The following is a 24,408-nucleotide window of genomic DNA, read 5'->3' as shown; positions in this document are numbered from 1 at the left end:
ACCAATATGAATGCTATCAATTTAGCAATGAAACAAAGACATTGGGTCATGGCCTGCTTCGCTTTGGTCATCCTTTGTATTCATATTGGTGAAATCCGTAGAACCATCCATTTTGTTGAAAAAGATCAAACTCACCGAAGCGATCTCATTCAAACGCTGGTTCAAAGTAATGTCGTGCGAACACTGAATATTTTAGGTACTTCTTTACACTCAGAAGCAACAAATACCAACAGACCCAATGTGGGTGGCGTTTATTATCAGCCTACGCGACCTTTCTCAAATTCTGACATTAAAGGCATCGCAGAACGATTCAATATCAGTACATCGTCACCTCAATTTCTTGCCATGAAAAACGGAAAAACGACACTTTGGGGATTTAATTTCAATCATCCAAAACCTCATATCAACTTAATAGCAGGGCTCGTGTCGCAGCGGACATCCCTATACCACGAGGCGAATGTCGATCTGCAGCATTACTTCCCAGAAATCAACGGCACGGCCAACACGCTTCTTTTTATAAGAGACAATCAACATCAATACTTTATGCCTTCTGGAGAAAAGATAAATCTAGACTTATCGAACACGCACGCCTTACAACCTCTAGAAGACACCGCTGTCTATGTAAGCAAAGTGGAACTACTGGACGTCATATTTTTCCAATTAAACAATGACAATTCTCGATACTTTCATCTTGTTGAAGTTCCGTTACCACAACTTCGTGCGACCCTTTTTATCTTTGATAATATGACCAGTTCTGTGGCTGAAATAAAGGGAGTGATTCAAAGTTTTGTTGAGGTCATCGCATTGTTAGGGATAGGCTATGTGTTACTGATCGCTTTTTCTCATTATCAATATCGAACCTCAATTGCTTTGGAATCAGATGCATTAACAGGGTTGAAGAACCGCTCTTACTTAGAAAGTGCAAACTCACGCATTCGCGATGCTGGAACGAGCAAAAACAACCGATGTATCGGAGTTATTGCCATTGATCTCGACCATTTTAAACTGATCAACGACAACTACGGACACCATACCGGCGACAACGTGTTAGTTCGGATAAGCGAGATATTATTAGAAAATGTAAGAAACAACGATGAGTGCTATCGTATCGGTGGAGACGAATTCATCGTCATTCTCAAAACAGAAAGTCAGTCCGATATCATCAAGTTAGCAGATAGAATTCGAGATAAAATCGCCTACGACCCACAGCTCAGAAGTATGATTAAAGGAGGAGTATCAGCTTCGCTTGGACTTGTGGATTTATCGACTGGGCAATCGATTGAAGAGGCCATTATTTCCGCTGACGAGATGTTGTATCAAGCGAAAAACCAAGGGCGCAATTTGGTTCAAAGCTCCCTTATCTGAAAGAAAACGAATTTTCCTGTTCGCTGCAACCGCAACCGCAATTGTGAACAGGAAAAGAATAGCCAATCAACCAGCGAAGAAAGCTGGGCTTACAAAAAGAACATTAGTTTACTACAACTCAGAGATCGAAAGCCGCTCAAAAATGCAGTGGCGTCAATTAATCATTATCAATCGATTTTAGTACTTTACATGGGTTACCTACGGCAACCACATTCGCTGGGATGTTTTTAGTTACCACACTGCCCGCACCAATCACGCTGCTCTTGCCAATGGTTACTCCTGGGCAAACAATCACACCACCGCCAAGCCAAACATTATCACCAACGTTAATCGGAGTGCCGAACTCCACGCCCTCTTCAACGCGGCCTTTCACATCGAGTGGATGGCCTGCGGTAAGAATTTGAACGTTCGGACCAAGCAGTACATTGTCACCAATGGTCACTTCAGCGACATCCAAAATCACACAGTTAAAGTTCGCGTAGAAGTTCTTACCTAACTTGATATTTGAACCATAATCACAATGGAACGGCGGCTCTAAGTGCGCGTTCTCACAGCCCGGAATAAGCTCTTGGGTTGCCGCTTTCCACTCGGGTGTATCAGGAATACTATTGTTGAGTTTTTGAAGCACCTTACGACATTCGATACGTTCTGAATAAAGCGCCTTATCCCAAGCTTGATAAGGTTCACCTGCTAACATCTTTTGCTTTTCTGTTCTCACGTTACTTACCTGTTTTCACATAACTTAGCTATTTTCATATTACTAAACTGCTTTTACATTACTTAACTAATGATGGTCAATTCATCGACCAAAAAACGCAATATCGCACATCTAAATAACAGTGAATAAAGAGTCTTTTCGCTTGATTTAATAGATGCGCAGCTCATCATTTTTTGTAGGTGAAATATGAAATTCAATCAGTACTAATTTAGCTTCGCTATCGAATCACGCAACACCAAGTTTCCAGTAGTACAAACCGATTCAGCTTGTTCGATAGCTCCAACAATTTTCAAGATAGCCTTTAGGGTCATTTGTTCTAACGGCACACTTACAGACGTGAGGCTTGGCGTTAAAAACTCACCCACTTTGCTGTTATCAAAACCGACGATAGAAACATCTTGGGGTAATGAATAACCTAGCTCGGTTAATGCCTTAATAGCCCCAATCGCCATATCATCGTTTCCGGATAAAATAGCGGTGAACGTGGCTTTGTTTTTTGCTAAAACCTGAGCGGCGTGATAACCGCTCTCCATCGTCCATTCGCCCTGAATAACTTTAGACTCATCCAATGTAATACCATGTTTAGTTAACACGTCTTGATAGGCTTGGTAACGCAGCGCACCGGTCGAAGAACCTGCTTTGCCACGAATCACGGCAATATCGGTATGCCCCTGTTCGATGATGTGTTCAACCATCAAACGAGCGCTCTGATAATGGTCTGTGGTAATGGCATTATTGGGCTTCGACGGCATTTCTCGGTTGAGCACCAGAATCGGTGTGTCAGTGCTTTCTATGAGCTTAGCAATCTCATTTTCGGTTAAGCACTGCGGATAAATGATGATGCCCGCACACTTCATATCTAGCAGGAAATTGATCGCCTTTATTTCGTCTTCAGCGCTGTGTTTGCCATCGGTGATCACCAATTGGTGATTCGATTTTTCACTATAAGACGCAGCGTGATACATCAAGGAGGAAAAGTACGGGCCATTGAACAACTCATTGGTGATAACGAAACCGATGAAGTTAGTCTTCTTAGTCGCCAATTGCTGAGCCAACAAATTCGGTCGATAACCCGTTTCTTGTATCGCATCGAATACCTTTTTCACCACATCTGGGCGCACAATATTCTTCCCATTTAAGACACGAGAAACTGTCGATTTAGATACGCCTGCACGGTTCGCGACATCAAGCATGGTTACCATTGGCTTCTTTTCCTTTATAAAAAATTAGCCGACATAAGCCGGCTAATTCATTGTTAACTAACTATTATGCAGTTTACAAACCACATAACAGTAAGGCGAATCGCATTCTAAATAGTGGCACCGTTAGATGCAATCACACCTTTATACCACTCAAACGACTTCTTGCGTTTGCGTTCCAATGAACCAGATTGGTCATTGTGCTTATCTACGTAAATGAATCCGTAGCGTTTTTTCATCTCACCTGTGGTAAACGACACCAAATCGATACAGCCCCAAGGGGTATAACCCATGAGATCAACGCCATCAATCGCAACCGCTTTTTTCATCTCTTTGATGTGGTCGCAAAGGTAAGCAATACGATAGTCATCATTAATGCTGCCATCTTCTTCAATGGTATCAACAGCGCCAAAACCATTCTCAACGATGAACAATGGCACTTCATAACGTTCATACAGAGAAGCTAAACAGAAACGTAAACCCGTTGGATCAATTGGCCAGCCCCAATCGCTAGACTGGATGAACGGGTTATCGACCGAGTTTTCATGACCGCCGTCCATTGCCTCTTCTGTGGATTGATGAGAAGAAGAATCTAAAGTATTCGACATGTAGTAGCTAAAGCCTAAATAGTCCGCTTTACCCTCTTTTAAGATCTGTTCATCTTCTGGCTGCATATCAATGTTGAAGCCCTTGATTGCCCAATCGCGTTTTGCGTAACTTGGGTAGTGGCCGCGAACCATCACATCCGAGAAGAAGTAACGATCACGCATCGCTTGCTGCGCCAGCATAATGTCTTCCGGCTTTGACGAGCGAGGGTAAAAAGGCACCATCGCACACATCGCACCGATTTGCAGATCTGGGTTGATCTCGTGACCTTTCTTAACCACCAAAGCACTCGCCACAAACTGGTGGTGAACCGCTTGATACATGGCTTGTTGAGGCTTTTCGCATTGTGGAAACTTCACGCCAGAGCACAACCAACCGAAGATGTCTGCCGAGGTGTTCATCTGGTTGTTGATCTCATTAAACGTCATCCAATACTTCACTTTGTGCTGGTAGCGATCCATCACTGTGGTCGAGTACTTAACGAAGAAGTCGATCACTTTACGGTTCATCCAACCGCCGTATTCTTTGGCTAGGTGATAAGGCATTTCAAAATGGCTCAGTGTTACCACTGGCTGAATGCCGTATTTCAGTAGTTCATCAAACAGATCATCGTAAAACGCTAAACCCGCTTCACAGGGTTCTGATTCATCGCCATTTGGGAAAATGCGTGTCCACGCAATACTGGTTCTGAAACACTTAAAACCCATCTCAGCGAATAACTTAATGTCTTCTTTGTAACGATGGTAGAAATCCACTGCGACTTGGTTTGGATAATTTTCGCCATCAATCACACCATCGGTAATTCGACGTTGTACACCATGAGCGCCTGCTGTTAATACATCAACAACACTGACACCTTTACCATTCGCATCCCAGCCACCTTCTAGCTGATGCGCCGCAACTGCACCGCCCCATAAAAAATCGTTTGGAAATTCGTTGTTCATACCATTACTCGCTACAAGTTATTCGTGAAACAGATCAGGATTAGAGAGCCTATTGCAGCCCTGAAACCGATTTCAACATAGAACAAAGATACACCCTGAAACCGGTTTCAACAATAATTAATGGATCTTTTTTTGATCGAACTAAAGACTAATCAAAAGTCAGCGTTACAATCAATGCTGCTCAAAATACTGATCATGCTGTGATTTGCCAAATTGGTCTTGAGTTCCTGGGTAGAACTGAACGAGCGTCTGATCCGCTAGTGTGAGGTGAATCCAACCCTCCTTAACTCTCAGCCAATTGGTGCCGCTGGTCTCATAGACGACAGGAAAGTTGCCCCAGCCTGACTCTGATACCTGCAGCTCTTTAAAGCGGTTAATCGGGGTTAGCTTATTGCTGTCGAAATTTGCGTCGGCATAGACTGATAATGGCTCGATGGCATCGATTAGCTTAAACGTATAACAGCTCACAGAGGCTGAAGTGCGATCAAACCACTGGTAAGGTTGCGCACCGATTAAATCGTAGACCGTACAATCATTGAATTGAATCGCCCACTCTTGGTGAGCTTTAAAGCCAAGGTAACCAATGGGTTGTGACGAGTCAGGCTTCGCACCTGGCTTCTTCTCATACACCAGAGCTGAGGTAACACATCCCATAAGCCCAAGACTAAAAAGGAAAGTCAAAGTACGCTTCATCATTGTAATACCTCAGTTCCGTTAGTGAATTAAATGCTATTCAAGCGCCTTCTATTAAACGGTAAGCTCCAAGCGATTACCATCCGGATCGAGTACACAGCTCTCATAATAGCCATCACCTGTTCTTCTTGGGCCATCTAAGCGCTCATAGCCATCTTCGACCAAACTTTGAGTCAGTGCATCGACCGCTTGTTCAGACCCTAGTGAAATCGCCATATGAATGAAGCCTGTGAACTGATCATAGATGTCGTCTTTCGATTCAGGGACAGAATCCATTTCCATAATCTCTAAACGACTTCCAGTTTCAAATGAGAGGAAGTAGGAAGAAAACCCTTTAGTTGGGTTGTGATATTTTGAGTTCGATGTCGCGCCAAAATAATCTTCATAAAATAGCTTCAGAACTTCAAGTTGTTTGGTCCAAATTGCGATGTGTTCAATCTTCATTTTGTTTGCCTAAGTTTGATGTCTAACGCTAGATTACTCATCAAATAAGGAACTATAAACAGAACGAAATTCATCGAAATTGTTCCTGATTAACGGACTCGATTTTATGTCCATAACTGCACAGTATTGGTATCTATGTTTGTGTAATAGTTATCTTTCCTCCATAGTCGGGTTTTACACATTCTGAGATATAAGCCGTGAACTTTCTAAAATTAATAACTCTCGCTGCGATATGGGGCGGTTCGTTTCTGTTCATGAGAATTGCCGCTAATCCATTGGGCCCAGCAGTGTTAATTGAAGCAAGAGTACTGTTTGCAGCAATCACGCTAATGTTGGTGTCTTTGTATTTAAGAAAAAAGCTGACGTTCAACACTCATGCTAAACACTTCTTTATTCTTGGGCTGTTTAATACCGCAGTTCCCTTTTTACTGTTCGCTTATGCCGCGCAAACACTTAACGCTTCGACCCTAGCCATCTTGAATTCTACCGCGCCAATATGGGCGGCAATCATTGGTGCGATATGGACTAAAACAGCACTCGAGGCGAGAGTTCTAGTAGGACTTGGGATTGGGGTAGCGGGAGTAGGAGTACTCGTTGGTTGGGATGCGATAAACATTGGCCATGAGGCTGTACTTCCGATTTGTGCTGCGGTGATGGCCGCGTTTAGCTACGGAATAGCTTCAAACTATACCAAACAAGCACCTAAAGTTGAGGCATTCAATAATGCTCATGGCAGCATGTGGGCTGCGGTATTGATCGTGTTGCCGTTCATCTTTTTCATTCCTATGAGAGAGGCTCCGGATCTAACTATTACCACATCGGTTATCTTACTGGGCGCGGTGTGTACTGGACTTGCTTACCTGCTTTACTTCAATCTAGTTTCTGAACTCGGCGCACCTTCAGCCCTGTCCGTTACCTTCATCATTCCGGTATTTGGTATTCTCTGGGGTAACTTATTCTTAGGTGAAGCAATTGGCATCAATACGATTACTGGTTCAATTCTGGTAATCACTGGCACCATGTTAGTGACAGGTATGACACCTTCTAAGATGATAGAGAGCGCAAAACAAAAACGTGCTGCGAGAGCTGCTCGCTAATCAGTGACCAATGAACCCATAACACCTCAACAATGCATGCTTGAACCGCTATAAAAGCTAATCGACAACAGATAATTGATCCACGGCTAATCAGCCATGTATTGTTGAATCTTGTTCCTCAACCACTGATGAGCAAGGTTCGACTCCGTTCTTTTATGCCAAATCATATATTGCTGCATCGGCAACACCTCAAACGGTTGCTCAAGTACTTGAAGTTGGAATCGCTCTGCAAATTGGTTAGCGAAGTCACGAGAAGTACTACCAACACAATCAGAGCCAGAAACTAACACACACATCATCATCAATGAATCACACTCAGAACTCACTTTTCTCGGTTTGATAGCCTGCTTAGTAAAGTAATCTGCAGTGTACAGACGAGAGCGACGCATCCTAAAAGTCACATGCTTTTCATCGTAATATTGAGCTTCAGTGACTGAACCATCAATTCTTGGATGCCCCTGGCGAGCGATCAACACCAACCTATCCTCAATGACTTGCTGATTCATGTACCCATTAACTTGTGGGTAGTGGATATCGATCGCTAAATCTGCTTGCTGCATACTTAAACTCTGAAGCAAATCTTCTTCGTTATTCGGTACCATATTGAACTCAATAGAGATATTTCCAAGAGTATTATCTTTTTCTACAAGAGGTTGAAGCTTGGTTAAACCTATCTCATTAACCAGAATTCGAAACACATGATGTTGTTGATTATCGAACTGTTGCAATGAACTTACAGCGCTTGAGATTCCGTCTAACGCAGGTTCGATTCTAAGTGCTAATTGCGTTGCAGCATTCGTGGGACTGATCCCTCGCCCCTCTCTGATGAAAAGATCGGTGCCTAACTGAGACTGCAATCGCTTGAGTGCGCCACTCACACCCGGCTGTGTCATACCCAGAGACTCAGATGCCAAAGTTATCGACTTCAACCGATACACTTCTAAAAACACATTCAGCAAGTTTAAATCTAACTTTTCAACGTCACTCACAAACGAACTCCTTATTAACAAACCTTTCTATCTGGCTACTGGCTAGAAAATCACACTCTAAATTCTGTTTATCACTAAATCTTAGCTTATACATAACATTTCGTGATGTATTAACTAAAGTTTACTTTATTTTTTGCTATGTTTGACGGCCATATAATCCTCTCAACGAAACAATTCCCCGAATTGAAGAGGCTCTAATGACAACTTCACGCACTTTCAAAAATGCTTCACTGTTGCTTGCAATCTCTCTAGCGTTTCCTGCTATTGCTGCAAATCATGACCATGCACACTTTAGTGACATTGGCGACCAAGGTGGCAAAGACGCGACTAAAATGACAACACAAGCCAACCAAGAATTTGCGAAAACGCTCAACTTCTCAGACACCCGAGCGTTCGACAATAACAACAAAGGTCTAATCGCAAGCTTCGATCAAGAAACAGGCGACATCATCCGTAACAGTTTCAACTTTATCGAACCAAGTGTCACAAACGCAGACAAAGCACCTGATTCAGTTAATCCATCATTATGGCGCCAAGCAGTACTAAACCAAGCAGCTGAAGGTTTGTATGAAGTTGTTCCAGGTAAGGTTTACCAAGTACGAGGTGCAGACTTAGCGTCTATTTCTTTCATCCGCAGTGACAATGGTTGGATCGCCTATGACGTTCTTCTCACCAAAGAAGCAGCCGCTAAATCACTCAAATTCTTCAAGAGCAATGTGCCTGATGGCGGTGAACTGCCTGTTGTCGCAATGATCTACTCACACTCACACGCTGATCACTTTGGTGGCGCAAGAGCGATTAAAGACGCTTACCCAGATGTGAAAGTGTACGGTTCGAAAAATATTACCAAAGAAATCGTAGACGAGAACGTATTGGCAGGTAATGCGATGTCTCGACGTACTGCTTATCAATACGGTGCTACGTTGAACCGACATGAACACGGTATTGTTGATGCGGCATTATCGAAAGGCCTATCAACAGGTAGCATTACTTACGTACTGCCAGACTACGAGCTGAACCATAACGAAGAAATTGAAACGCTAGTTATTGACGGCTTAGAAATGCAATTCATGGATGCATCAGGCACCGAAGCGGCATCAGAAATGGTCACTTACATCCCAAGCATGAAAGCTCTTTGGACAGGCGAACTGACCTACCAAGGCATGCATAACCTGTACACGCTGCGCGGTGCAAAAGTACGTGATGGTTTGAAGTGGTCTAAGAAAATCAACGAGATGCTAGTGACATGGGGCGAAGAAACAGAGGTGCTGTTTGCTTCTCATTCAGCGCCAGTTTGGGGAGAGCAAGAGATCTCTGATTACCTAAAAATGCAGCGTGACGCGTACGGCTTTACTCATAACCAAACACTGCGCCTAGCGAATAATGGGGTGGTTTTACAAGACATCGGTGACGAGATCTACAAAGTGATGCCAGACAGTATTCAACAATCTTGGCACACCAATGGTTACCATGGCACTTACTCGCACAACGCTCGCGCTGTGTATAACATGTATCTTGGCTACTTTGATATGAACCCAGCCAACCTAAACCCGCTGCCGATAGAACCAGAATCGGTGAAGTTTGTTGAGTACATGGGCGGTAGCGACGCTGTGATTGAAAAAGCACAGCAAGATTTCCAAGAAGGTGAATACCGCTTCGTTGCAACAGCACTGAATAAGGTGATTCAAGCTGAACCGGAGAACAAAGTTGCACGTGGCTTATTGGCCGATACTTACGAGCAATTGGGTTATCAATCAGAAGGTGCAGGTTGGAGAAACATCTACCTAACGGGCGCTCAAGAGCTTCGTATTGGCACACAGCCGGGCGCACCAAAAACAGCATCACCGGATGTATTGGCTAACATGACCATTGAGAACTTGTTGGATTACTTAGCGGTAAAAGTGGATTCATTGAAGGCTCAGAACACGCCATTTACGATGAACATTCAGTTACCTGATGTGAAAGAGTTCTACTACGTTGAAATGTCTAACGGTAACCTGAACAACATTCAAGTATCAGACCTACAAGATGCAGATACTACACTGATCATCAACAAATCAGATGTGTCTGACATCGTACTGAAGAGAACGACACTCAATAAGCTGATGGAAGCAAGGCAAGCAGGTGTGAAAGGCGACAAGTCGTCTCTTAACAAACTATTGTCTTCTCTCACTGAAGCTGATACCTCTTTTGAGATTGTGCCTCGCCCGAACAAAGGTGAAGAAGTCGACGCTGAGCTATACCAAGATTCAGCTGTACACGCTCATTAAGGTCTAAATAACAGCATTATAATAACGTCAACGAAGCCAATATAGGCTATCACAAGGCTAATACCGACCAAGCCTCAGCTAATTCATTTAGTTGAGGCTTTCTTATCAAAGAATAAAGCAGTGCTTCATTTCCTATACTTTCCAATCAACTATCATAAAGTAGCAGCACCCAGGCGGTCTCTTTATGGGCCTCTGTATTGTCATATTTCTCACTTACAACACAATTCATACCCTTTCTTAGTCCCAGCATGTGAACCAATAGAAATTTTGTGCGGTCAAACTTTGTTATAAAAGTTGCACGGACAACGTTTCAAAGGAAGAAAGATGCAAAAAAAAATCATGATCACAGGCGCGACAGATGGTATAGGTTTAGAGACAGCAAGAATGTTGGCTCAGCAAGGACACCATATCCTGATTCATGGACGCAACCCTGCGAAACTGAATAAGGTAAAAACCAGTTTATCCAGGCTCTCTAAAAACGCAGTCATCGAAAGTTATATTGCTGATCTATCTTCCCTGGCAGATGTAAAGGAACTCGCACAGCAGATCAACTCAGCGCACAAACAACTTGATGTACTGATTAACAACGCTGGCGTTTATAAGGTAGATAAGATCACAACTCAGGATAATCTAGACGTTCGATTCGTCGTTAACACGATTGCCCCCTACCTACTCACACAATTACTACTTCCACTTTTTGATTCCTCTGGTCGCATCGTCAACTTATCTTCAGCAGCACAGGCCCCTGTAGATCTTGATCTGATGACCAGCTCAAACGCAGGAGAGTTAGATGGCCCTATTTATGCGCAAAGCAAGTTAGCCCTCACAATGTGGTCTATCAGCCTCGCTCACAAAATCGGAGCTAACGGACCATCGATTATTCCTGTCAATCCAGCTTCATTCCTTGGCAGTAAATTAGTCAAAGATGCCTACGGGTTGGAAGGAAATGACCTAGGTATTGGTGCTGACATTTTATCTAGAGCGGCATTGTCTGATGAGTTTTCCAACGCTTCTGGGAAGTATTTTGATAATGACTCAGGGCTATTTAAAGACCCTCACTCTGATGCTTTAGACACAGACAAAAACCACAAACTGGTGACCACCATAGACCAGTTGATTGCAGAACACCTCTACTCTCGCTAGCCAGATACAAGGAGTGTTCCATATTTAGGAGCGCTCCAAAACCCAAAACTCACCGATATCTTGACGAGAGAACTTCATCGATTGTTTAGGTAAAATTGAAATGGTTCCTCTCCCAACAAATTGGCATAGCGTTAACGAAATAACGGCATTACGCATGCTTGATGAAAGCTTGGCTTAATTGCTGAAAGAGTGAGTCTACGTTGGGGAGGGTCGTCAAATGCGCGGACAACGGAGTATGAACCTGCGCATCCACCATAGTTGGATTCCCGCAAATTTGATTATAAAAATTCACGGGCTCAACGATGTTCTCTAGGTCTACATCTAACAAGATACAAGCTTGAGAAAGTACGATTTGGCCACCCCCTTGTTTAAGCAATACACGTTGCGCAGTACCCACTATTTTTTGTTTATTGATATTGAGGTTGTAGTCACCATCACAATAAGAGCCAGGGGTTGCGTGTACATCCACACCAATGCCCAGCTCTTTAAAAAACTGGGTTAAGACATCGCATAAATGTCGATACGCTGTTTGGATGTTGTAGGCTTCATCACGAGGCCAATGGTAAATGTGCGACAGATTAATGATCCCCGGCAGTTGGGGAACGGGAGCGCCACCCGTTTTTCGAGAAGTGAGTTGCCAGCCTTGTTCCGCGAGTTGCTTTCTAGACTCTATCGTCACTGGCCACTTTTTACCTGCGGGTAAAACGAGCGTTGGCGTTTTTGCTTGCCACAGCATTAAGGCTTGTTCAATCTCACCCGCCTGTATTTGCTGCAATAATTCAGCTTCTTTTTCAAACGCACGATCAACATCAATGTGCGGGTAACGCACGAGCTTATTCGTTAACTTCAATGCACTTTTCCTCTACAGATTGTGGTGACTTAGTATTTAGCGTTCTGGGATGGTTGATGAGATAAACATACCTTTGAAACCCAATGCAGCATAGCACCAATTACCCCTCCAGCCCTTTTTCCTTTAATTATTGAGATGTATTGATTTAGCTAAACTACTTCCACTTTGATGGCTTCTGTCTGACGAGGTTGTCTGATATGGTGACGGCAGAACTTCAGCAACTGTTTTAGATAGTATTAAATATGAAAACACTAACCATACTTGATGGCGGCATGGGCCGAGAACTCAAAGAAATTGGCGCGCCATTCTCTCAACCGCTTTGGAGCGCTCAAGCTCTGATTGAAGCCCCTGATCTTGTTAGCCAAGCGCATCAAAATTTTGTCGATGCTGGCGCTGAAATCCTGATCACCAATAGTTACGCGTGTGTACCTTTTCATTTGGGTGAATCGCTCTTCGAGCAACGAGGTTTTGAACTAGCAGCGCTATCTGGCGAACTGGCAAAGGCGGTTGCTGATAATGCTCCTCACACAGTGAAAGTTGCGGGCGCGATTCCACCGCCGTTTGGCAGCTACCGACCAGATTTGTTCAAGGTAGAAGAAGCAGCACCAATCATTCAAACGCTTTACGATGCTCAAGATCCAAACATCGACCTTTGGATAGCGGAAACGATTTGTAGCCTGCAAGAATTCGACTCAATTCACGCGGTACTCAAGCACTCACATAAGCCGTGTTACTACGCATTCAGTTTGGAAGATACCAAGGGCGATTTTGCGAACATTCGCTCTGGAGAGAGCGTAGCGGATGCCATTAAACTTGCCTGCCAATCAAACGCGAAAGGCATTATGTTTAACTGTTCAGTGCCTGAAGTGATGGATCAAGCGATCATTGATGCAAAGAAAGTGATTGATGAGCTAGGTAGTGGTTTAGAAATTGGTGTCTACGCCAATAACTTTGCACCTATCAGCAGCGAACATAAAGCAAACGACATGCTTCAAGAAATACGTGAACTGGATGGTCAAGGTTATCTAACTTACGCCAAACGTTGGCACGCACTGGGCGCGAATATCGTCGGTGGCTGTTGTGGCATCGGTCCAAAACACATTCAAGTTTTGGCGGATTGGAAACGTTCCATACAGAGCTAATAATAACATCACGACAACAATCTAGATAAATAGAGAACAGGTTGAGAAATCTGTTCTCTATTTGTATGTGGCGTCTCTGAGTACACTGATACAAAACAACGATTTGGAGCAACTGATGAACGACACGCAACGAAAAATTAAATGGGGCATCGCAGGGCTAGGCAACATCGCCAATCGATTCGCAACCTCTGTAACAGAGCACTGTCTGCGTGGTGAACTTTATGCGGTTGCCGCGAGAGACCATAAACGCGCAGCCACGTTCGCGAATAAATTTGGTTGCGCTAAGGCTTATGACTCTTATGAGGAGATGGCGAATGATCCAGCAGTAGAAGCGGTTTACATCGCCACCGTTCACCCATACCACCAGCCACTTGCCGAGTTATTTCTAAAGAACAATAAGCACGTATTGGTCGAGAAGCCAGCTTTCACTAACCTTGCTGATTGGCTTGAGATGAAAGCTCTCGCGAAACAAAATGGCGTGATGCTGCTAGAAGCGATGAAGACCGTGGTGTTTCCCGCGTATTGTGAGCTCCAATCATTCTTGGTTGACAACAACATTCAGATAGACTCAATCGAAGCCAGCTTTGGTAACCATCACGACTATGACCCAGAGTTATTTATCTTCAACCCAGAGTTATCAGGTGGAGCAACGCTCGATGTTGGGGTCTACGGGCTTTGGTTCTTCTACGACCTGTGTCGAACTCTGAGTGTTAACCCTTCAAAACCTCAAGTAGAGGTGTCATGCCTGTATGAGGGGGCGAATGTTGATACCGATGCGTGCTTTACCTTCTCTGGTGGTATGAACGGTAAGATATCTGCATCAACGGTGCAAAACCTTCCCCGATCAGCACACTTGACTGGGCCCGACACTAAGATCACCATTCACGAAAAATGGTGGAATCCGGCCTTTATTGAGATTGAACATCAAGGGCAGAAGTCGACCATCAACAAACGAGTGACGGGCAATGGATTCGAGTTTGAAATTGACCATTTTTCAGAGTTAGTCCTTCAAGGCAAAACTGAGTCCGATACCCTAAACCCAGAGATAACCTTTCAAGTGCTCGATACGATGGAAAAAGCACTCATTGACTCTGGCTATAAACATTTAACTCAACCTCGTCGTTAGGAAAAGCAAATTGGGCAACCTTAAGCGCAAGCTTGAACTGTATGAAAAGATATTTCAGGCTTTTGGGCCAGGAGTATCACACTGTCAGATCAACCAACTGGCCACGCTGCTGCATGTAAGTGAACGTCACGTTCAAACCTTACTCAAAGTAATGACAGCACAAGGTTGGATTGAGTGGCAAGCAAGCTCAGGCCGAAGCAAGAAAGCACAACTGATGTGTCTGGTTGAGCCCATTGAGGCGTGTTACCAATACGCACAAACCCAAGCCGATGCGGGCAACATAGAACAAGTGTTTAGCACCTTAAGCTTCAACGGCCGCGATGCAGGCGCAGAACTGCAAGCCTTTCTAAACAGCGCTAATCAATCTGCGCAGAACGTCGCGTACATTCCCTTTCACCGAGAACTCGAAGCACTTCATCCTCAACGAGTGCTTAGACGCACCGAACGTTTCTTAGTGATGCAAGTTTGCCAGCGCCTAACCACCGTTCAACACGGCAAACTCAGCGGCGATTTGGCGTATCATTGGCAACCTAATCAAAACGCTACGCAATGGCACTTTCAAATTCGCAATGGCGTTCAGTTCCATAACGGCAGAACACTCGAACCTCAAGACATAGCACGCAATCTTAACTCGCTAATTCAAAGCAAAATATGGCGTCGCTGCTATCAGCATATTGATGAGGTTTCTGCTTCGGCTGGTAATGTGGTTGTCGTGAAGTTGAATCAACCGGATTGGCATTTACCGCGCTTACTTGCCAGAGTTGAAGCCTCTGTATTTGATCACTCATCACCGGCAGATAGGCTAATTGGATCTGGCGCGTTCTCATTAGACATTTTCTCAAGCAAGATGTTGAGATTAAGCCGTAATAGTGCGTATTCACACAGCACTCCAATTCTCAATCGAGTCGAGTTGTGGGTCTATCCGGAATGGGCACAGAGCAAAGCTTGCGCTCAAAATCAGGTGTGCGTGAAACTGCCTGAAAAGACGACCACCGCGCGTGGCGATGACCATTCTTCCCAACCGGATTTCGGCTCAACCTTCTTCAAGATTCAAAGCCCGATGTTGTCGAAAACCGTTCGTGAATTCACCGTTGAAGACACCTCTGAATGCCAAGCCCTTTTCGAGCTGTTGTCTGTGTCTGGCGATCACAAAACCAGCGTGGAATATGGACACTACCTAACTAACTACCTAACTACCAAAGACGTCGCGCTGTGCAGCATTATTGATGAGAACGACACCTTCACTTCGTGGTTAAGCTTTTTCACTCGCTTCCCGTTTGAGGACTTAACTTTGCCTGCTGAGATGCTAGAGACAATCGAACATGGCTTAACCTCAATAAAAAACCAGCCAAACTTGGAGTTAGCGATGAATGCACTGATGAAGCTTCGGCATTGGTTGAATGACTCTGGGGTTGTGATTGAGCTCAAGCAAGAGGCGTTCAACTTAGAGGTTTCTGAAAAGATACACGGCGCGCAAGTAAATGGATTCGGTTGGTGCGAACTCGACCAATTGTGGATTAGCCACTTCTGAGTAAGACCTGAAAGAAATCATTGGGCACAAAGACTTATCTTTAACATTCAGCTGCCAATAGCGTCATTATCAGGTGCTAAAGTAATATAGACATGAGGCTAGGCTAAATTAGTCTCAACCAAGGTAAGCTTGAGAACAGTAAAAACAAAATAAGCTCAAGCTAAATAAACCAGTGAGAAGGTAAACCATGACTCGACACTTAAAAGGCCCATTATTGTTTCTTTGCGCGCTCTCTTTTAACAGCATGGCGAGTACCCAATGCGATGCGCTTATAGGCTGTGAAAAGAAATTCTGTGAGATCGAATATCAAATAAAGAAGGCTGAGCAGTACGACAATCAGTACAAAGTGGAGCGATTAGCCACAGCGTTGAAAGCGGCGAAAGAGAACTGCACCAATGAAGGTTTGAAGGATGATCTGCGTGAGAAGATTGAATCCAATGAACAAGATTTAGCTGAATACCAAGCCGACTTAGAAGAAGCAAAACAAGACGATAGAGCGGATAAGATTCGAAAATATGAGGGTAAGATCGAAAAAGAACTGCGTAAAACCGATAAATTGAAGCAAGAACTGACTGAGATCCCTTAATCGAAGCTAGATACAGAAATGGTCTCACTGCTTTACTGCTTAGTTAGACCATTTAGAAAATACCGCTTTATGGCAACCTCAAGAACCAATCTAGCCAACGCCAGTCGTTATTATCCCACCAGCGCCAATTCAGACTCTTTATAGATACGGTTGGCCACGTTGTATGCCGCAGGCAAAGTTAGGGTCTCTTTGCATCTGCGCTTAAACTGCTCGACTTCAATCGTTTGTTCTTCTAGTAAATAAAACAACTCACTCAAGTAGTTAGCTTCAAACACAGCTTGACCAAGTGGCGTGCATTCATATCGGCTCGACTCTTGGTAACCAATCACCGTCAGCACAGATTCTGGCAACTCCCAGAACTTAGCTATGGTGTAAGTCAGGCGAATAGAGTAGCTGTTCATCAGGCGCTTCAACGCTAACGAGTTAGGCGGAACAGAAGGATCTACATGCTTGAAGGCTTCAACCATCATTTGGAAAATGATCATCTTGCCTAAGTTGCGAATCAACCCAACAAAGTACGCCGCCGCTTGATCTTCTTGGGATGAAGAATCTTTCATCAACTCCTTAGAAAAAGACGCGGTTTGAACGCTGTGATTCCAAATTTTCTCACCGAAATGACGCCAGTAAATATTGTTGCCCGGCGTGAAGTTCTTCATGTAGCTATTCACAACCCCTTCAACAAGTCCTTGAGAACCCATATTTAGGAATGCTGTTTTTAGGTCGGTTACCTGTTTTTCACTGCGTTTGTAGAAAGCACTGTTAGCCAGTTTAATTACATCGGCAGCCATACTCGGCTCTCGCTCAATTACTTTCAACAGAGCATCTACATCAAATTCGTCACTCTGTAATTCTGCCATTAATGTGGTCACAGAGGCTGGCATCACTGGCAATTCATTAAGCAAGGCTTTTGGAGAGCGAATCAAACGTTCGATCTGACAAGCAACAAAGTCACTAAACGGATCTGACTCCGTTCGCAGGCGAGACTCTCCAAATAAATAGTCAAGAAACTCAGCATCGTGCAAGCTTATTGCTTTATCAACAATGAGTGATGATTCATGAGCCGATGAGGACGGAACAAAAATAGAAGAATGAGATGGTGCAGTGCTTTGCTCAAGAACGGAATCAGAAGAAACGCTTTGTTGAGAGACACTCTTTGATGAATCATTTTGCTTACTTTGATTAGAAACAAAAGGGGAAAATAGTGCCTGCAATACCCTTTTAAACATCAATACGGCTCCTAGATGGATATAAAACAGATCGGGATATATAACAGCAGTGATTATTGCACAGATAACTCATAAACCACACAGTGATAAATCAATCACTTATTTTTTAGCTGTATAAGATCAGATACTCACAAGCCTTAAAACCAGACCCACCTCTATTTCACCTTCTCCCAAACGAAAAGAACGAGCAGGTAACATGTACTCGTTCTTGCCTATATTTGAACCGTGAATCTCTATAACGTTAGCGTTGAGCCACTTCCAGAACAATCTTGCCGACGTGCTTTTTTTTCAAGAATTCCTCTTGTGCTGTATGAATATCAACAAGGGAATACGACTCCGCAACTATCGCGCTAATCTGTTGTTGTTCAATTCGATTAACTAAGTTTTGAAACACTTCAGGCTCCAGCACAGTACAACCGAAGAAGCTTAAATCTTTCAAATACAAAGTTCGTACATCGAGCTCGACCATAGCGCCACCAATTGCGCCAGATACGGCATAACGGCCACGGGGTTTCAGTACTTCAAGGAACTGAGGCCACTTGTCACCGGCAACCAAGTCGATAACCACATTGACGCTGTTTGCGCCTAACGCTTTAACCAGATCAGCATCACGAGCAACCACTTCATCAGCACCCAATTCAAGTAACTGTTGGTTTTTACTTGGGCTAGTAATGGCAATAACATAAGCGCCACGAGCTTTGGCTAGTTGAATAGCAGCCGAGCCCACACCACCCGATGCGCCAGAAATAAGCACGCGATCACCTTCGATTACGTTGGCACGGGTTAGCATATTTTCTGCGGTCGAGTAAGAGCACGGGAAAGACGCTAGCTCAACATCCGACATGGTGCTGTTCACCGCATAAGCGTGTTTCGCCGCCACTTTGGTGTATTCAGCAAAACCACCATCGCATTCCGAACCGAAATACCATGGTTGTGGTAAATCTCGTCCGTACACTTCAGTCAAACAAGGTTCGATAAGAACACGCTCTCCAATGCGATCAGCAGAGACTTCATTGCCGACCGCCACGATGAAACCACATACATCAGCACCTTGGATGCGAGGGAACTGCAACGCTTCACCCGACCAACTTGCGTCGTCTGAGTCATCACTTTTTGAGTACCAGCCGATTCGAGTGTTGATATCCGTATTGTTCACGCCCGCAGACATCACTTTGATCAACACTTCATTAGGTTCTATTTCAGGAACAGCGATATCTTCACGGTAACCAAGCATTTCTGCTCCGCCGTGTCCTAACATCTCTACGCCTTTCATTGTTTTTGGTAATTCGAATTTCATCGTGTTTCCTTGAGTAATTTTGTCACCATATTCTGTGCTGATGTAACGGCTTCTTCGCCTAATACTGGCCACGCGCTTGATACACCTTCATGAAGTAGAAAAAGCTCTGAAGCAAGATCATCTCGTTGACTCTGCTTACCCAGAAGTGTTTTTACTTCTCGTTTATGTTCAGTAACAGCTTGGTTAATTATCTCGTTGTCAGGAAAAGCCGCCATCGCATTCATCGACATACAACCGTGCGGCGCATACTCTTCCATCCACTGTTGTAACTTGTTGAAGATATCAAGCATCGACTCAAGGCCACCTGCAGGTACATTTTCTAATAGAAAATTTAGGTAACGGTGATGACGGTGCTCTAAGGCGCCCACTATCATCGCCTCTTTCGATGGAAAATGTTTATAGAGCGTACGTAGGCTGACATTACACGCCGTTTTTAGTTGAGCCACACTCGGCTCAGCAAAACCTTGTTGGCTAAACGCCACTTCAAGACTTGCTGCAATCTGTTCTCTTAACATAGTGCTCTCTTAATACTGAATACCAATCGTAGTAAGTAACAGGGATAGGTAGAATAACTGCTCTACCCATATGGTAGAGCGAACATTCTACCCATGTCAATGAGATCTTTTTGTTGTCCTGTAAAACAAAAAATCCCGTATCCAATTAGTAGATGCGGGATTTCAATTATCAAAACCACTAGATTATTGCTTAGTCAAATTAGGATTCAATCAGTGTTAAAGAATCTAAAATGCCTTTTCCACTGTGGATCCCGCCTTCATTTTCGCTGGCTGGCTTACTGCGGATTAAATAGCCCGCGTAGCCGTCAAGTTCGGTCACTGGCCTACCTTGGTAGTAAGCGGTAAATAGACCGACTTCGCTGACTAGGTCTGTCACGAGTGTTTGTTGAGTGTCTCTCACCGCAATAGTTGGCATATCTCGCTCATGTGGGCACAAGCGCTGCATGAGTGTCCACGCGTCGTACTCTTCTGGCTTAAGTCGACTAAGTTGCTCGCTGATATCGTCACCGAACACACAATGGCCGCCGCCCTCACCTTGGTTTTTCAGCACCCATTCTTGCTTATCAGCTTGTGTGTTAAACCATTCAATCGACTCGCTGGTGATTGGTTTCATATCTGCTAAAACACTTTTCACCAATTTAGCTTCTTCTAGCGTTAACCCCCAACGAGCGTATTCTGATACAGGCATCATGGTTAGGAGCATCTGCATGGTTTTACTGGTTGCTAGCTGTTGGCTGAAGGTAGCATTCACAGCGACATGGTGTTGTTCGATGAACAAACGCGTCTGACTTAGCGTGTCGCAACAAACGGATTCATTAAGCTCAGGCGCCCAGTAGTCTGAATACTGATAACCCGCTCTTAGGTACACAACATCGACTGCACCAACATCTTGCAAAAGCAGACGTTGGTTATCGCCCGTTGAGAGCTGAGAGCTCAATTGATCGAAGGTACGGCGAACCGTGCGAACACCCTGTTTTTGTAACTCAACTTCAAGTAGGTGTTGGTCATAAACATTGTCTTCGTTCTTCTGTACCACCATCAAGGAAATCGGTTTGCCTTGTTCATTGAATTCCGCTTTAACTTGCTTTGCAGCACTAGCGATACCATAAGCCAACTGGGTTAAGCCTTGGTTTTCAGCCGGTGTTGCTGACGGTTCTTCCAACCAATGGTTATAAACGTTTGGCCATTGGTTTTGCATGAATGAGTGAAATTCTGTTGCACGTTGACCAAACGGAGCCATCCCTGCAGCAATACCATTAAACTCAATCACTTTTGCACCGTGTTGGCGATCGTCCATAAAATCAGTACGCATCAACAACAGTGGCTGACGGGCAGGATTCAAGCGCTCATCCACACTGCCATGGGCTTGTTGATGCAACTCCATCAAGTGACCAAAGAACGGATCGGCTTGAGCCATATCGCTCAATGATGACTGTAAAAAATCATGATCTTCCGACACGTTACTGATCAACTTAGTGATAAGCGGAGTGACTCGGCGCAAGTGATCATAAACCTCGCGCTCCATTGTCATTGGCGCAATACTGAAAGGACAATGCCTCGCGGTATTGTCAGACTGACGAAAAGCGACACCGTGCATGATTGCCCACTCACACGCGTCTTCAATAATTTGTTGCGGAATCAATGACGTTAGCATTGGATTCATTTTGGTTTCTCACTATTAACTCAGATTAAGCACTCTACTAAGACGATGCCCATTCTAGAAAGACGAATAAAAACGAAAAATATTTCATTTCTTTGAGTGTTCGAGTTAATGATTCACATCTGGGTATCTTGGGTCTTATTGACTATCAGGTCTCGAAGCCATTTGTGACTTGGTTCAGAGTCAAAGTAACGGTGCCAAAGCAGAAACAAGCCACCGGGAACTAACTCAATAGGAATCGGCTTCATCACCAACTCACCACTCTCAATATAGTCACGAACCGAGTTGTACGGATAACACATCAGTAAATCGCTTTGTTTACACAGTTTTACTGCGCTGGTGATGTCCGACACGTTGGCGGCTTTATTGATTTGGAGCTGTTTGGCTTGCAAAATTTCAAGTAGCAGCCAGTCGCCAACACCACCGGTCACTAACTGAATATGACGATATTTAAGGAAGGCTTGCAGGTTCCACTCTTCTTGAAGCACTGGATGATCATTTCGCATCAAACATACAGAGTAATCTTGCAGCAATTCGACATGGTTTAGCTCGGCAGGGATATTTTGAATATGGGTACTCGCCCTTTCATCGAGCTCAAAAATCCCAATCCCAAAATCGACCTCACGCTTTAATAAGCGCTTAAAGGTTTCGCTACTCCAAGTCGTGCTGTTTACCGTAATATTCGGCGCATCTGACAGCGCGTTAGGCATGAATTTAGGGTAAATTGCGGTATAAGCGGTTTCGACAAGATCGATATTAAAAGTCCGTTCACTGTCTTTTGGCTCGAAAATATCCGGTACAGTTAGCTGCTCAACTTGCAAAAGAATTTGATGAATCTTAGGCGCAAGAGAAGTCGCTTTCGGGGTTGGAAACAGACCTTTTGACTCGCGTTCAAAAAGAGGATCATCAAACAAAGCTCTGAGCTTGGTGAGCTGTTTACTTACCGCAGACTGACTTAAAAAGAGTCGCTCTGCCGTTTTACTCACACTGCGCTCTTCAATCAGAACATGTAAGCAAAGCAGCAAATTCATATCGCATTTAAGTAAGCTTTTAACATCTACCATGATATTCCCTAAATTCAGGTTAATGATGATTATTTGTCACTTTAAATCATATCATTGTCTTGGTAAATTTAGTGTATGTGAGTTAACACGCTCAAATAATAATAGAATTAAGGATTACTCATGGATTTTCTAGCACTACCAAAGATTGATTTGCACTGCCACCTAGACGGAAGTGTTCGCCCAGATACGATTATTGACCTAGCAAAACAGTACAATATCGAACTACCTGAAGATCGCGACGCGGTTGTTCAATCTCTAACGGTGCCAGAAGATTGCAAAAACCTAGATGAGTATCTAGCTTGTTTCAGCCTACCATTGCAAGTAATGCAGACTGAAGAAGCAATTGAACGTATCTCTTTTGAGCTTTACGAAGACGCTGCACTAGAAAACGTTAAGTACCTAGAAGTTCGTTTTGCACCGATTCTGCACGTAAACAAAGGTCTATCTCTCGATGCAATCATCGCTAGTGCAGTTAAAGGCATGAAGCGTGCTGAAGAGAAATACGACATCAAGGGCAACTACATCATGTCTGTACTTCGTATGTTCCCTAAAGACTCTATCAAAGACGTAATCGACGCAGGCCACCCTTACCTAGGTAAAGGTGTAGTGGCGTTTGATATCGCTGGCGGTGAAAAGCCAGGCTTCTGTGCTGAATTCCCAGAATACACGCAATACGCTCTTGATAAAGGGTACCGTATTACCGTGCACGCTGGTGAGCAATGGCATGGTCAAAACGTTTACGATGCAGTGACAATGCTTGATGCTGAGCGTATCGGCCACGGTGTTCACATCCAAGGAAACGAAGACGCATACAACATCGTTAAAGAGAAGCAGGTTGCGCTTGAAACTTGCCCAACAAGTAACGTTCAAACCAAATGTATTCACAAATTTAGCGACCACCCAATTGCTGAATTCAAGAAAGACGGCATCGTTGTCACTATCAACACAGATAACCGCACTGTGTCGAACACCACTATGACCAACGAAGTGAAGCGTGTGTGTGAAACTTTCGGTCTAACAAAAGAAGACTACGCAGAGATCTACAAATACTCTGTGGAGAGCGCTTTTGCTTCAGACGAAGTGAAACAACACCTAATGGGTTTCGTTAAGCAAATCTAATTTAACAAAGCGCGCCTTTTGCTGAATAGCTGGGCTCACTTAGCATTAGTGCTTAAAGGCACAAAACAGGAAGAGAAAGGCTTAGGCTTTTCTCTTTTTTTATGTCTGTATCTCCGTATTCTAATACCCATGTTGACTAGTGAGATGCAAACAATGAAAACAGAACTCCAAAAAATGCTATCCGGTGAAATTTTTGATGGCGCAGACCATGAGATAGACCACATGCGCACTCACGCGAGCAAGGCTCAGTCAGACTTCAATCAATGTTCAGACGATACTCAGCAGCCAAGCCTTCAAGCTAATCTATTTGGGAAAGTAGGCAGCAGCGTTGTCCGACCTCCTTTTCATTGCGAGTTTGGTAAAACCATTGAGATCGGTGACAACACCTTTATCAACATGAATGTTGTCATGCTTGACGGCGCCAATATCAGAATTGGTAACAATGTATTGGTGGGGCCAAGTGCTCAATTTTACACAGCCTCTCACTCATTGGATCACCTCAGTCGCCGTAAGTGGGAAACGTTTTGTCTACCTATTACAGTCGAAGATGATGTCTGGATTGGCGGAAACTCGGTGATTAACCAAGGCGTGACGATTGGTGCTCGCTCTGTTATCGCAGCGAACTCTGTGGTCAATAGTGATGTGCCACCAGACTGCTTATACGGAGGCACGCCAGCCAAGTTGATTCGACATTTGAATACTGAGCAAAGACGATAGCTAACTGCTCTCGGAGCAAACAAAGCCACAGCGAACGCTGTGGCTTTTCTTCTATATGATTGTTTAATGATGATAATGCCCTTCCCCCCTATCAAAATTCGTAATTT

At 44.1% G+C, this 24,408-nt stretch carries 22 protein-coding genes; 10 read left to right on the top strand and 12 right to left on the bottom strand.

Features of this window, described 5'->3' with window-relative positions; genetic code table 11:
- Window positions 1–6 precede the first annotated feature (6 nt).
- Window positions 7–1,365, top strand: a complete 1,359-nt coding sequence (locus SJY39_RS15840; protein ID WP_016793232.1) for a diguanylate cyclase — start codon at window positions 7–9, stop codon at window positions 1,363–1,365.
- 157 nt (window positions 1,366–1,522) lie between these two features.
- Here SJY39_RS15840 and SJY39_RS15835 read toward each other — a convergent pair whose 3' ends face one another.
- The 5 genes from SJY39_RS15835 to SJY39_RS15815 form a co-directional block, all read right to left on the bottom strand.
- On the bottom strand, window positions 1,523–2,083 hold the full coding sequence (locus tag SJY39_RS15835; protein WP_016787417.1) for a sugar O-acetyltransferase: 561 nt from the start codon (window positions 2,081–2,083) through the stop codon (window positions 1,523–1,525).
- A gap of 203 nt (window positions 2,084–2,286) precedes the next feature.
- Window positions 2,287–3,285 carry a LacI family DNA-binding transcriptional regulator gene (locus tag SJY39_RS15830; RefSeq protein WP_010431860.1) on the bottom strand — a complete coding sequence of 333 codons (999 nt, stop codon included), beginning with the start codon at window positions 3,283–3,285 and terminating at the stop codon, window positions 2,287–2,289.
- 107 nt (window positions 3,286–3,392) lie between these two features.
- Window positions 3,393–4,832, bottom strand: coding sequence for a 6-phospho-beta-glucosidase (locus SJY39_RS15825; protein WP_010431861.1), 1,440 nt, complete (start codon window positions 4,830–4,832; stop codon window positions 3,393–3,395).
- Window positions 4,833–5,003: 171 nt separating this feature from the next.
- Window positions 5,004–5,528, bottom strand: a complete 525-nt coding sequence (locus SJY39_RS15820) for a hypothetical protein (RefSeq protein WP_016784369.1) — start codon at window positions 5,526–5,528, stop codon at window positions 5,004–5,006.
- Between the two features lie 51 nt (window positions 5,529–5,579).
- Window positions 5,580–5,969, bottom strand: a complete 390-nt coding sequence (locus SJY39_RS15815) for a VOC family protein (RefSeq protein WP_010431863.1) — start codon at window positions 5,967–5,969, stop codon at window positions 5,580–5,582.
- 197 nt (window positions 5,970–6,166) lie between these two features.
- Here SJY39_RS15815 and SJY39_RS15810 point away from each other — a divergent pair, with 197 nt between their 5' ends.
- The gene (locus SJY39_RS15810; protein WP_080572704.1) at window positions 6,167–7,066 is read left to right on the top strand and encodes a DMT family transporter; all 900 of its coding nucleotides are present in this window, start codon (window positions 6,167–6,169) and stop codon (window positions 7,064–7,066) included.
- Between the two features lie 86 nt (window positions 7,067–7,152).
- Here the strand turns inward: SJY39_RS15810 and SJY39_RS15805 are convergent, their stop codons facing one another.
- Window positions 7,153–8,055, bottom strand: coding sequence for a LysR family transcriptional regulator (locus SJY39_RS15805; protein ID WP_010431866.1), 903 nt, complete (start codon window positions 8,053–8,055; stop codon window positions 7,153–7,155).
- Between the two features lie 197 nt (window positions 8,056–8,252).
- On the opposite strand from SJY39_RS15805, the gene SJY39_RS15800 reads away from it, so the two are divergent.
- Complete coding sequence (locus SJY39_RS15800) at window positions 8,253–10,325, top strand: alkyl/aryl-sulfatase (RefSeq protein ID WP_016793234.1); 2,073 nt, start codon at window positions 8,253–8,255, stop codon at window positions 10,323–10,325.
- Window positions 10,326–10,649: 324 nt separating this feature from the next.
- Window positions 10,650–11,468, top strand: a complete 819-nt coding sequence (locus tag SJY39_RS15795) for an SDR family NAD(P)-dependent oxidoreductase (protein ID WP_010431869.1) — start codon at window positions 10,650–10,652, stop codon at window positions 11,466–11,468.
- 148 nt (window positions 11,469–11,616) lie between these two features.
- On the opposite strand, the gene SJY39_RS15790 is transcribed toward SJY39_RS15795, so the two are convergent.
- Window positions 11,617–12,318, bottom strand: coding sequence for a lipoate--protein ligase A (locus tag SJY39_RS15790; protein ID WP_016793235.1), 702 nt, complete (start codon window positions 12,316–12,318; stop codon window positions 11,617–11,619).
- 242 nt (window positions 12,319–12,560) lie between these two features.
- Here SJY39_RS15790 and SJY39_RS15785 point away from each other — a divergent pair, with 242 nt between their 5' ends.
- The 4 genes from SJY39_RS15785 (at window position 12,561) to SJY39_RS15770 (ending at window position 16,703) form a co-directional block, all read left to right on the top strand.
- Window positions 12,561–13,460, top strand: coding sequence for a homocysteine S-methyltransferase family protein (locus SJY39_RS15785; protein WP_016793236.1), 900 nt, complete (start codon window positions 12,561–12,563; stop codon window positions 13,458–13,460).
- Between the two features lie 115 nt (window positions 13,461–13,575).
- Window positions 13,576–14,586: a Gfo/Idh/MocA family protein gene (locus SJY39_RS15780; RefSeq protein WP_016793237.1), complete on the top strand. Its 1,011-nt coding sequence runs from the start codon at window positions 13,576–13,578 to the stop codon at window positions 14,584–14,586.
- 10 nt (window positions 14,587–14,596) lie between these two features.
- A complete protein-coding gene (locus SJY39_RS15775; protein WP_016793238.1) occupies window positions 14,597–16,117 on the top strand; it encodes an SgrR family transcriptional regulator in 1,521 nt (506 codons plus the stop codon).
- Window positions 16,118–16,304: 187 nt separating this feature from the next.
- Window positions 16,305–16,703, top strand: coding sequence for a DUF1090 domain-containing protein (locus tag SJY39_RS15770; protein WP_016793239.1), 399 nt, complete (start codon window positions 16,305–16,307; stop codon window positions 16,701–16,703).
- Between the two features lie 110 nt (window positions 16,704–16,813).
- On the opposite strand, the gene SJY39_RS15765 is transcribed toward SJY39_RS15770, so the two are convergent.
- The 5 genes from SJY39_RS15765 to SJY39_RS15745 form a co-directional block, all read right to left on the bottom strand.
- The gene (locus tag SJY39_RS15765) at window positions 16,814–17,929 is read right to left on the bottom strand and encodes an HDOD domain-containing protein (protein ID WP_016787429.1); all 1,116 of its coding nucleotides are present in this window, start codon (window positions 17,927–17,929) and stop codon (window positions 16,814–16,816) included.
- A gap of 241 nt (window positions 17,930–18,170) precedes the next feature.
- A complete protein-coding gene (locus tag SJY39_RS15760; RefSeq protein ID WP_016793240.1) occupies window positions 18,171–19,226 on the bottom strand; it encodes an alcohol dehydrogenase family protein in 1,056 nt (351 codons plus the stop codon).
- A complete protein-coding gene (locus SJY39_RS15755; protein WP_010431914.1) occupies window positions 19,223–19,741 on the bottom strand; it encodes a TetR/AcrR family transcriptional regulator in 519 nt (172 codons plus the stop codon). The genes SJY39_RS15760 and SJY39_RS15755 overlap by 4 nt, the downstream gene beginning before the upstream one ends.
- Before the next feature lie 199 nt (window positions 19,742–19,940).
- Window positions 19,941–21,395 (bottom strand): glutathione synthase, encoded by a 1,455-nt coding sequence (locus tag SJY39_RS15750; protein ID WP_372275213.1) that lies wholly within the window; start codon window positions 21,393–21,395, stop codon window positions 19,941–19,943.
- Window positions 21,396–21,517: 122 nt separating this feature from the next.
- Window positions 21,518–22,465 (bottom strand): LysR substrate-binding domain-containing protein, encoded by a 948-nt coding sequence (locus SJY39_RS15745; RefSeq protein WP_010431921.1) that lies wholly within the window; start codon window positions 22,463–22,465, stop codon window positions 21,518–21,520.
- A gap of 120 nt (window positions 22,466–22,585) precedes the next feature.
- Here SJY39_RS15745 and add point away from each other — a divergent pair, with 120 nt between their 5' ends.
- The gene (gene add, locus SJY39_RS15740; RefSeq protein ID WP_010431924.1) at window positions 22,586–23,584 is read left to right on the top strand and encodes an adenosine deaminase; all 999 of its coding nucleotides are present in this window, start codon (window positions 22,586–22,588) and stop codon (window positions 23,582–23,584) included.
- A gap of 153 nt (window positions 23,585–23,737) precedes the next feature.
- The gene (locus SJY39_RS15735; RefSeq protein ID WP_016793241.1) at window positions 23,738–24,301 is read left to right on the top strand and encodes a sugar O-acetyltransferase; all 564 of its coding nucleotides are present in this window, start codon (window positions 23,738–23,740) and stop codon (window positions 24,299–24,301) included.
- The last annotated feature ends 107 nt before the right edge of the window (window positions 24,302–24,408 follow it).

The organism is Vibrio sp. R78045, from assembly GCF_042466085.1.
GTDB lineage: Bacteria > Pseudomonadota > Gammaproteobacteria > Enterobacterales > Vibrionaceae > Vibrio > Vibrio cyclitrophicus.
The sequence above is the reverse complement of the archived record's forward strand: the minus strand, read 5'-3'. Positions and strand labels throughout refer to the sequence as shown.

Bases quoted from the DNA above. Each gene is read 5' to 3' on its own strand.
- SJY39_RS15840 (WP_016793232.1), top strand. From the start codon at position 7: ATGAATGCTATCAATTTAGCAATGAAACAAAGACATTGGGTCATGGCC.
- SJY39_RS15830 (WP_010431860.1), bottom strand. From the start codon at position 3,285: ATGGTAACCATGCTTGATGTCGCGAACCGTGCAGGCGTATCTAAATCG.
- SJY39_RS15825 (WP_010431861.1), bottom strand. From the start codon at position 4,832: ATGAACAACGAATTTCCAAACGATTTTTTATGGGGCGGTGCAGTTGCG.
- SJY39_RS15820 (WP_016784369.1), bottom strand. From the start codon at position 5,528: ATGATGAAGCGTACTTTGACTTTCCTTTTTAGTCTTGGGCTTATGGGA.
- SJY39_RS15815 (WP_010431863.1), bottom strand. From the start codon at position 5,969: ATGAAGATTGAACACATCGCAATTTGGACCAAACAACTTGAAGTTCTG.
- SJY39_RS15800 (WP_016793234.1), top strand. From the start codon at position 8,253: ATGACAACTTCACGCACTTTCAAAAATGCTTCACTGTTGCTTGCAATC.
- SJY39_RS15795 (WP_010431869.1), top strand. From the start codon at position 10,650: ATGCAAAAAAAAATCATGATCACAGGCGCGACAGATGGTATAGGTTTA.
- SJY39_RS15785 (WP_016793236.1), top strand. From the start codon at position 12,561: ATGAAAACACTAACCATACTTGATGGCGGCATGGGCCGAGAACTCAAA.
- SJY39_RS15780 (WP_016793237.1), top strand. From the start codon at position 13,576: ATGAACGACACGCAACGAAAAATTAAATGGGGCATCGCAGGGCTAGGC.
- SJY39_RS15770 (WP_016793239.1), top strand. From the start codon at position 16,305: ATGACTCGACACTTAAAAGGCCCATTATTGTTTCTTTGCGCGCTCTCT.
- SJY39_RS15765 (WP_016787429.1), bottom strand. From the start codon at position 17,929: ATGTTTAAAAGGGTATTGCAGGCACTATTTTCCCCTTTTGTTTCTAAT.
- SJY39_RS15760 (WP_016793240.1), bottom strand. From the start codon at position 19,226: ATGAAATTCGAATTACCAAAAACAATGAAAGGCGTAGAGATGTTAGGA.
- SJY39_RS15755 (WP_010431914.1), bottom strand. From the start codon at position 19,741: ATGTTAAGAGAACAGATTGCAGCAAGTCTTGAAGTGGCGTTTAGCCAA.
- SJY39_RS15750 (WP_372275213.1), bottom strand. From the start codon at position 21,395: ATGCTAACGTCATTGATTCCGCAACAAATTATTGAAGACGCGTGTGAG.
- SJY39_RS15745 (WP_010431921.1), bottom strand. From the start codon at position 22,465: ATGGTAGATGTTAAAAGCTTACTTAAATGCGATATGAATTTGCTGCTT.
- add (WP_010431924.1), top strand. From the start codon at position 22,586: ATGGATTTTCTAGCACTACCAAAGATTGATTTGCACTGCCACCTAGAC.
- SJY39_RS15735 (WP_016793241.1), top strand. From the start codon at position 23,738: ATGAAAACAGAACTCCAAAAAATGCTATCCGGTGAAATTTTTGATGGC.